Source organism: Streptomyces sp. Isolate_45, from assembly GCF_024721315.2.
Taxonomy (GTDB): domain Bacteria; phylum Actinomycetota; class Actinomycetes; order Streptomycetales; family Streptomycetaceae; genus Streptomyces.
Genome location: NZ_JANFAK020000252.1, coordinates 1 through 8,256, shown reverse-complemented (window position 1 = coordinate 8,256; position 8,256 = coordinate 1). Strand labels below are relative to the sequence as shown.

General features: G+C 76.1%; 6 protein-coding genes. 2 read left to right on the top strand and 4 right to left on the bottom strand.

Annotation, left to right across the window (positions count from 1 at the left end; genetic code table 11):
* Positions 1-76: 76 nt before the first annotated feature.
* Positions 77-772: a DUF4232 domain-containing protein gene (locus NOD94_RS38835; RefSeq protein WP_281210961.1), complete on the top strand. Its 696-nt coding sequence runs from the start codon at positions 77-79 to the stop codon at positions 770-772.
* A 482-nt stretch (positions 773-1,254) separates the two neighbouring features.
* Here the strand turns inward: NOD94_RS38835 and NOD94_RS38830 are convergent, their stop codons facing one another.
* The 3 genes from NOD94_RS38830 to NOD94_RS38820 all read right to left on the bottom strand — a co-directional run bounded on the left by NOD94_RS38830 (position 1,255) and on the right by NOD94_RS38820 (position 5,956).
* Positions 1,255-3,693 carry an ABC transporter permease gene (locus NOD94_RS38830; RefSeq protein WP_281210960.1) on the bottom strand — a complete coding sequence of 813 codons (2,439 nt, stop codon included), beginning with the start codon at positions 3,691-3,693 and terminating at the stop codon, positions 1,255-1,257.
* Positions 3,693-4,559 carry an ABC transporter ATP-binding protein gene (locus NOD94_RS38825; RefSeq protein WP_281210959.1) on the bottom strand — a complete coding sequence of 289 codons (867 nt, stop codon included), beginning with the start codon at positions 4,557-4,559 and terminating at the stop codon, positions 3,693-3,695. Before NOD94_RS38825 ends, NOD94_RS38830 begins: the two co-directional genes overlap by 1 nt.
* Before the next feature lie 254 nt (positions 4,560-4,813).
* Positions 4,814-5,956: a PP2C family protein-serine/threonine phosphatase gene (locus NOD94_RS38820; protein ID WP_281210958.1), complete on the bottom strand. Its 1,143-nt coding sequence runs from the start codon at positions 5,954-5,956 to the stop codon at positions 4,814-4,816.
* Between the two features lie 116 nt (positions 5,957-6,072).
* Here NOD94_RS38820 and NOD94_RS38815 point away from each other — a divergent pair, with 116 nt between their 5' ends.
* Positions 6,073-7,308, top strand: a complete 1,236-nt coding sequence (locus tag NOD94_RS38815) for a GNAT family N-acetyltransferase (RefSeq protein WP_281210957.1) — start codon at positions 6,073-6,075, stop codon at positions 7,306-7,308.
* A 22-nt stretch (positions 7,309-7,330) separates the two neighbouring features.
* Here the strand turns inward: NOD94_RS38815 and NOD94_RS38810 are convergent, their stop codons facing one another.
* Complete coding sequence (locus tag NOD94_RS38810) at positions 7,331-8,137, bottom strand: DNA-formamidopyrimidine glycosylase family protein (RefSeq protein ID WP_281210956.1); 807 nt, start codon at positions 8,135-8,137, stop codon at positions 7,331-7,333.
* Positions 8,138-8,256 lie beyond the last annotated feature (119 nt).

Sequence of the window (8,256 nt, the reverse complement as noted above, 5' to 3'; positions counted from 1 at the left end):
GCCGCCGGCGCGGGGACGGTCCGGGGGCTGTGCGCGGGGCCGGCGGTGGGCGGCGGGGCCGCCATAGGGTCGCGGCATGGCGATCATGAAGCGGTGGGTACGGGGAGTGGTCCTGACGGTGGGTCTGGCGGCCGTGGCCGGGTGCGGGACGGGAACTGCGGGCTCCGCGCCGGCGGCGCCGTCCCGGCTGCCGACGGTGATGCCCGGGGCGTCCGGGGCGTCCGGGGTTCCGGGTGCGCCGAGGATCGACCGGCCGGATCCGAGCGCGCCGGTGTACGGGGTGCCGAGTCGGCCCGGGGTTCCGGGCGCCTCATCCTCGGCCGTTGCCCCGTCGGACGCCTGTCCCGAGGGCGGGGTGCGGCTGCTGGAGGGCGCCGGGGACGCGGCGATGGGGCTGCGGGTGGCGGAGGTCCAGCTCGTCAACTGCGGTACGAAGCCCTACGTACTCAACGGCCACCCGCAGGTGCGGGTGCTGGACCGGCAGCGCCGGCCGGTGGAGGTCTCCGTCGCGCCCGGGTCGAACGGGGTGGCCACGGGGACCGGGCTGGACGCGGCGCCGCAGCAGGTGACCCTCCAGCCGGGACAGGCGGCGCGGGTGGGGCTGGTGTGGCGGAACCTGGTCACCGACTCGACGGTCCCGGCGGTCGAGGGCTGGGTGCTGGAGGTCGTCCCCCGCCCCGGCGCACCCCGGCAGACCCTCGAACTGGGGCGTTCCATCGACCTCGGCAACACCGGGAAGCTCGGCATCGGCCCGTGGACCGCAGTGGGGTGACGGGGCGTGCGCCCGCCCGTCCGAGGCGGAGGCGACAACGGGGCGGCCGGGGCGACGACGGCCGCGGCACCCGGCGGGGTGACGCGAGCGGCCTCGGAAGCGCCGCCCGGAGCGGTGGCTCGAGGACGGGTCGGGGCCGCGGCCCAGGGGGGTGGCCGCCAGGGGCCGGGCTTCCTCCCGGACGCGGCCGCCGGAACCCTGCCGGGCACGTCGCCGGCAGGGGCCGGGCTGCGGGAACACCACCCCCGGACCAATCACCCTCCGCACCACCCCGAGCCCGGCCGCAGGAACCGGAAGGGCGCGGGCTGAGTGAACACCACCCGGGCGCGGCCGCGGACATGACGCCCGGCACCCTGCCGGAAGCCTTGGCCGGGACCGCGGGAACCCGCCGGAAGACGGCCCGGACTGGGGGGAACAACACCCCGCGCCCGGCCGCCGGGACCGGCACCTGCGGTGGCCCGGACGGGGCGCGGCCCGTCGGGTCAGGGGCCGGGGGTGCGGAGGGCGTTGCGGGCCGGGAGGGTGGTGGCGGTCAGGCCCAGGAGGAGGGCGGCGGCCACGAAGGAGCCGTAGAGGAGCGGCGGGATGTGCGGCGGGGCGCCGGTGAGGGCCCGGGTCATGGGGAACAGGGTGGCGAGGGCGATCGTGGAGCCGAGGGTGACGCCCGCGCCGGTGATGAGCAGGGTTTCCCAGCGGATCATGCGGAGCACCTGGCGGCGGGTGGAGCCGACGAGGCGCAGCATCCGCAGCTCCCGGCGGCGGTCCAGGACGGTCATGACGAGGGTGTTGACGGCGGCGACGGCCGCGAAGCCGCCGAGGACGGACGCCATGACGGTGTTGGCCCAGGCGTTGACCTGCCGGTCGGTGCCCTGTGCGGTGGTCCAGCCCCGCCGGTCGGTGACGGGGCCGAGCTCCGCGAGGGCGGGCGAGTCGCCGCGGACGAGGAGTTCGGTCGGTGCCGGGGAGGTCATGTGCCCGGTGAGGTCGGCGGCGGACAGGGTGACCTCGGCGAAGCCGAGCCCGCGGGTGTAGAGGGCGACGATCTCGGGCGCGGCCTCGGTGCCGTCGGGCAGCCGCAGCGGCAGCCGGTCGCCGAGGCCCGCGTGCGCGGAGTCGGCGAGGTTGCGGTCGACGGCGACGGTGCCGGGGCGCAGGGCGTCGAGGCCGCCCTCGCGGACGTCGAGGTCCTGGACCCGGGCGAGGGCCGCGCCGGGTCCGGTGACGGCCTGGGCGGAGGCGCCCTGGAGCCATCGGTCGGGGCCGGAGCCGAGTTCGGCGAGGACGGACGTACGGGTGACGGGTACGGCGGCGGTGACGCCGGCGGGCAGGGCCCGGGAGCCGATGTCGGCGGGCGGGGCGGTGACGACGCGGTCGGCGAGCAGGCCGCTCGTCTGCTGCTCGCGGGTGGCCCGTTCCTCACTGGTGTGGAGGAACACCAGGGTGGAGGAGAAGGCCATGGCGAGCACGATCGGCGTGATCGCGGAGGCGAGGCGGCGGGCGTGGGCCCGGGAGTTGGCGGCGGCCAGCGCGGCGGAGGCGTCGCCGAGGCGCAGCGGGAAGCCGAGGACGGCGGCGCAGGCGCGGGCGATGAGGGGGCCGAGCAGGGCGACGGCCAGCATGAAGAGCATGACGACGCCGAGCGCGGCGTTGGCGGCGTCGGGTCCGCTGCCTGCGGCGGCGAGGCCCCCGCAGGCGGCGCCGCCGGCGAGGGCGAGGACGCCGAGGGGCGTACGGATCCACCCGGGGCGGACGCGTTCCACGGCGGCGGCCGCCAGTGCCTGGCCGGGGCGGATCCGGGCGGGTTTGCGGGCGGCGGCCCAGCCGGAGATCAGGGCGGTGAGCAGGCCGATGCCGGCGGCGCAGGCGAGGGGGATCCAGGAGACGGTCAGCTCGACGGCCTCGGGGACGGCTCCCTTGGCCTGGAGCGCGCCGAACCACCAGGAGGCGAGGGCGAAGCCGGGGAGGCAGCCGAGCGCTCCGGCCAAGGGGGCCACGAGGAGGGCCTCGGTGGCGACCGTGCGGCGGATCTGGCGCGGGGTGGCCCCGACGGCGCGCAGCAGGGCGTACTCGCGGGAGCGTTGCCCGACGGAGAGGGCGACGGTCCCGGCGGCGGTGAAGACGGCGACGAGGGTGGCGGTGCCGCCGAAGGAGCCGCCGAGGGCGGTCAGGAGTTCCTTGGCCCCGGCCAGCTGCGGGTCGACGGCGCGGTCGGCGCCGGTGAGCACCTCGGCCCGTCCGGCGACGGCTGCCCGGGCGGAGGCCGCGAGCCGCTCGTCGGAAGCGGCGGTGGCGGGTCCGGTCGGGGCGGTGGGGAGGAGCGCTATGGCGTCGAGGGCGTCCGGGTGGCCGGAGAGGGTGCGCGCGTCGGCGTCGGAGAATCGGGCGCCGGGGGCGTCGGTGTGGCCCACCACACGGAACTCGCGCTTCCCTACGGGGGTTTCCAGGGTCACCCGGTCCTGGCCGGTCGGGGTGCCGCCGAGGACGACCTCGCCCGGGCCGGGCGCGCGGCCGCCGCTGAGCTTCGTACCGGTGAAGGCGGTGGAGCCCCATCCGGAGGCCTGGTGGCCGGCTCCGGCCGCGTCGCGGACGGGGAAGACCACGTCGGGCACGGCCCGGCCGAGGGGGGCCAGGGTGTCGAGCAGGGCGGCGTCGACCCGGGCGTGTTCGGGGACGGACGCCGAGACCTCGTAGGAGCCCTCGCCGCGGCCGACCCGCATGCGGATCTCCTGGTCGGCCGCGATCACGACGGGGGCGGCGGCGTAGCGGGTCGGCGCCAGGCTCGCCCGCAGGCCGCTCTCCAGCAGGATGCCGCAGGCGGAGACGATGGCGACGGTCATGAACAGGGCGACGAACGTGCCGGCGAAGGCGGCCGGACGGAACCGGACCGCCGCGCGGGCGAGTCCGTTGGGGCGGATCGGCATCAGGCGGCCGCTCCCGCGTGCACCGGGGCGGGGCGGGCGGTGAGGGCGGCCATCCGGGCGGCGACGGTGGCGGCGGAGGCGCGCGGCAGCCGGTCCACGATGAGGCCGTCGGCGAGGAAGAGCACCTGGTCGGCGTGCGAGGCGGCGACGGGGTCGTGGGTCACCATGACGACGGTGGCGCCGAGGGAGTCCACGGCGTCGCGCAGCAGGGCGAGAACCTCGGCGGCGGTGGTGGTGTCGAGGGCGCCGGTGGGTTCGTCGGCGAAGACCACGTCGGGGTGGGTGACGAGGGCCCGGGCGATGGCGACGCGCTGTTGTTGGCCGCCGGAGAGTTCGGCGGGGCGGCGGCGGCCCTTGCCCTCCAGACCGACCCGGGCGAGCAGGTCGGCGGCTCGCTCCGTGCCCCTGGAGGCGGCCCGGCCTCCCGCGAGGCGCATCGGGAGCAGCACGTTCTGCTCGACGGTGAGGGAGGGCAGGAGGTTGAAGGCCTGGAAGACGAAGCCGAGGCGGCCGCGGCGCAGTTCGGTGAGTTCGTTCTCGTTCATGCCGGTGATCTCGGTGCCGCCGAGGCGGACGGAGCCCTCGGTGGGCAGGTCGAGCCCCGCGGCGCACTGCAGGAAGGTGGACTTGCCCGAGCCGGAGGGGCCCATCACGGCGGTGAAGCTGCCGCGGGGCAGGCTGAGGTCGATGCCGCGCAGGGCGTGGACGGTCGCGGCGCCGCGTCCGTACCGGCGTCGGACACCGCGCAGTTCTACGGCGGCGGTGGGGTCGGGGGCTCCGTACGCCTGCCCCTGCGGCTCCTGTGCCTCCCGTGCCTGCCCCCGCGCGGACTCCTCGTGCCGCCGCCTGCTCCGCCGGAGCCCCATGGTGTGCCGCCTTCCGTGCCGTCGTCCGCTGTGTGCCGCCGCGTCGTGCGGTGCGCTGTCGCGGTGATGTCCTCGACGCTACGGAGCGGCGGGTGCCGGGGACATGGCGGAGGCCGGCCGGTCGGGGGTGGGGTAAACCCCCCGGGCGGGGCGGGTAGGACGTGGGGCGGAGGGGCCGGGGGGCGGGCGGGACCGAGCGGGGCCGTCAGGCAACCGGCGGATCGGGCCGCCCCCCGGCCGGACCGAACCCTCGGTCAGGCCGACCGGCGGATCAGGAGCAGGGCGCGGTCGTCGTTGACGTCCTTGGCGACCTTTTCGATCAGGTGCCAGGCGGCGCCGTCCCAGCCGGCGGCGACGTAGCGGTCGGCTTCGCCGGTGAGACGGTCGATGCCCTCGCTGATCTCGCGCTCGGAGGTCTCGACGAGTCCGTCGGTGAAGAGCATGAGGACGTCGCCGCGCCGCAGGTTGCCTCGGGCGGGCTCGAACTCGGCTCCGTCGTAGACGCCGAGGAGGGGTCCCTCGCCGGAGACCTCCTGCCAGCGGCCGGTGCCGGCGGAGAGCTGGAGGGCGGGGAGGTGGCCGGCGGAGAGGAGTTCGTAGTCGCCGGTCTCCAGGTCGAGGACGAGGTGGATGGAGGTGGCGAAGCCCTCGTCCCAGTCCTGTCGCAGGAGGTAGCCGTTGGCGGCGGGCAGGAAGCCGTGCGGGGGCAGTGCGCCGAGGAGGCCGCCGAAGGCGCCGGAGAGGAGCAGGGCGCGGGAGCCGGCCTCCATGCCCTTGCCGGAGACGTCGGTGAGGACGATCTCCAGGGTGCGGCCGCCGTTGGTGCGGGCGGCGACGACGAAGTCGCCGGAGAAGGACTGGCCGCCGGCCGGACGCAGGGCCATCTCCCGGTGCCAGCCGCTGGGCAGGGCGGGCAGTTTGCTCTGGACGCGGATGCGTTCGCGCAGGTCGAAGAGCATGGTGCCGCCGCGTCTCCAGGGCACGCCGACGCGGCTGCGGAACTGGGCGATGACCAGCCCGAAGAACCCGCAGGCGGCCACCACGAGGACGGTCCCGGGGGTGACCCTGGCCGGGCCCTGGGTGTACGGGCCGAGGACGAGGGCCTCGACGATGAGGGCGGCGGCGGAGGCGGCGTACAGGGCGAGCAGGCTCGCGGGGCGCAGCAGCAGGCCGCCGGCCACGATGGGCAGGACGAGGGCGGAGGGCGAGAACCAGATCGGCATCATGAGCGTGCCGCAGGCGATCGCGGGAACGGTCAGGAGCAGGCCGCCGAAGGCGAGCCAGTCGGAGGCGTCGCCGCGGAAGTAGTCGACGGCGGATTTGCGCAGGGCGGTGCGGGCCCGGTGCGACAGCATGCGCGCCCGGGCCGTGAGCGTCTCCACGCGTGCTCCGGCCATTGTTCGGGACCCTATCCATCCTGGCTGTGTGTGCGCAGGGGTACCACCGGACGACCGGTCCGTTCCGGGAGAAAATCGCTTCGTACGGGGCGGAAGGCCCTGGTAGGCATGGGCTTATGGCACTTGTTACGCGCGTATTGCAGTCCGATGAGTGGGATGTCTGGTACGACCATCTGGAACTGGCGTTCGGAGGTGTGGCCGAGCCGCCGGAGGAGCGGGAGCTGTACCGGTCCCTGACGGAGCCGGAGCGTTCGCTGGGGGTCTGGGACGGCGGGACGTGCGTGGGGTCGGCCGGTGCGTTCAGTTTCCGGCTGTCGGTGCCGGGCGGTGCGCTGGTTCCGGCGGCGGGGGTCACGATGGTCGGGGTGGCGCCGACGCACCGGCGGCGCGGGGTGCTGACCTCGTTGATGCGCCGCCAGCTGGACGACGTCCGGGCGGGCGGTGAGCCGATCGCCGTGTTGACGGCCTCGGAGCCGGAGATCTACGGGCGGTTCGGTTACGGGACGGCCGCGTACGCCCTGTCCGTGGACATCGACACGACCCGCGCGCGGTTGAACCCCCCGCCGGGGACGGACGCGGTGCGGCTGCGGCTGGTGGACCCGGAGAAGGCGCTGGCCGACTGCGAGCGGGTCTACGCGGCCCTGGTCCCGTCCCGGCCGGGGATGACGGCGCGCCGGCCGGGCTGGGAGCGGCAGGCGCTGCTGGATCCGCCGGGGCGGCGGGAGGGCGCGTCCCCGTTGAAGTGCGTGGTCGCCGAGGACGCGGCCGGCGAGGTCGTCGGGTACGCGCGCTACCGGGTCACGCCGGACTGGGAGCCGACGGGTTCGGACGGCAAGGTCCTGGTCGGCCAGGTGGACGCGCTGGACCCGGCCGCGTACGCGGCGCTGTGGCGCTACCTCTTCGAGATCGACCTGACCTGGCACGTGCGGGCGTTCGGGCGGCCGATGGACGATCCGCTGCTGCACCTGGTCAGCGACGTGCGACGGACCCGGGCGCGACAGCGGGACGCGTTGCACCTGCGGCTGGTGGAGCTGGGCGCGGCCCTGGAGGCGCGGACGTACGGGGCTCCGCTGGACGTGGTCCTGGAGGTCGAGGACGCGTTCTGCCCGTGGAACACGGGCCGGTGGCGGCTGACGGCCGGCGCGGGGGGTGCCGCGAAGTGCACGCGGACCGGGGACGCGGCGGAGCTGGAGCTGTCGGTGCGGGAGCTGGGCTCGGCGTACCTGGGCGGGGTGACGTTGACCTCCCTGGCGGCGGCGGGCCGGGTCCGCGAGCTGCGTCCGGGCGCGCTGCGGGAGGCTTCGCGTGCCTTCGCCGGGGACGTGGCGCCCTGGCTGCCCCACCAGTTCTGAGGACCGGGGCCCGGTCGAGCGGTCAGCGGGACTGGCAGGCCGGGCACCAGAAGAGGTTGCGGGCGGCGAGGCCGGCGGTGCGGATCTCGCCCCCGCAGAGGTGGCAGGGCATGTTCGCCCTGCGGTAGACGTACACCTCGCCGCCGTGGTCGTCCACCCTCGGCGGGCGGCCCATGGCCTCGGGGAGGTGCTCGTCACGGACGGTGTCGATGCGGTTGTGGCGCACGCCCTCGCGCATCAGGGCGGCGAGGTCCGTCCACATGGCGTCCCATTCGGCGCGGGTGAGGTCCTTGCCGAGCCGGTACGGGTCGATGCCGTGCCGGAAGAGGACCTCGGCGCGGTAGACGTTGCCGACTCCGGCGACGACCTTCTGGTCCATGAGGAGGGCGGCGACCGTGGTGCGGGAGCGGGAGATGCGGGCCCAGGCGCGGGCGGGGTCGTCGCCCGGGCGCAGCGGGTCGGGGCCGAGCCGGTCGTGTATCGCCTTCTTCTCGCCCTCGCCGATCAGCGCGCAGGCGGTGGGGCCGCGCAGATCGGCGTGGTGCTCGTCGTTCAGCAGGCGCAGCCGGACGGTGTCGCCCGCCGGCGGGGCGGGGGCCGGGCCGAAGCCGAGCTTGCCGAAGAGGCCGAGGTGGATGTGGATCCAGGCGTCGCCGAGTTCGAGGAAGAGGTGCTTGCCGTGTGCCTCGGCGCTCTCCAGGGTGCGGCCGTCGAGCAGGGCGGCGCTTTCGGCGAAGCGGCCCTGGGGGCTGCTGACCCGGACGGGGCGGGCGGCGAACCGCTCGGTGTGGTCCTGGGCGAGGCGGTGGATCGTATGCCCTTCGGGCACGGCTGTTCTCCTCGACGTGATCACGTGGACACGTGAACATGACCGTGGGGGGGGGGGGGGGGGGGGGGGGGGGGGGGGGGGGGGGGGGGGGGGGGGGGGGGGGGGGGGGGGGGGGGGGG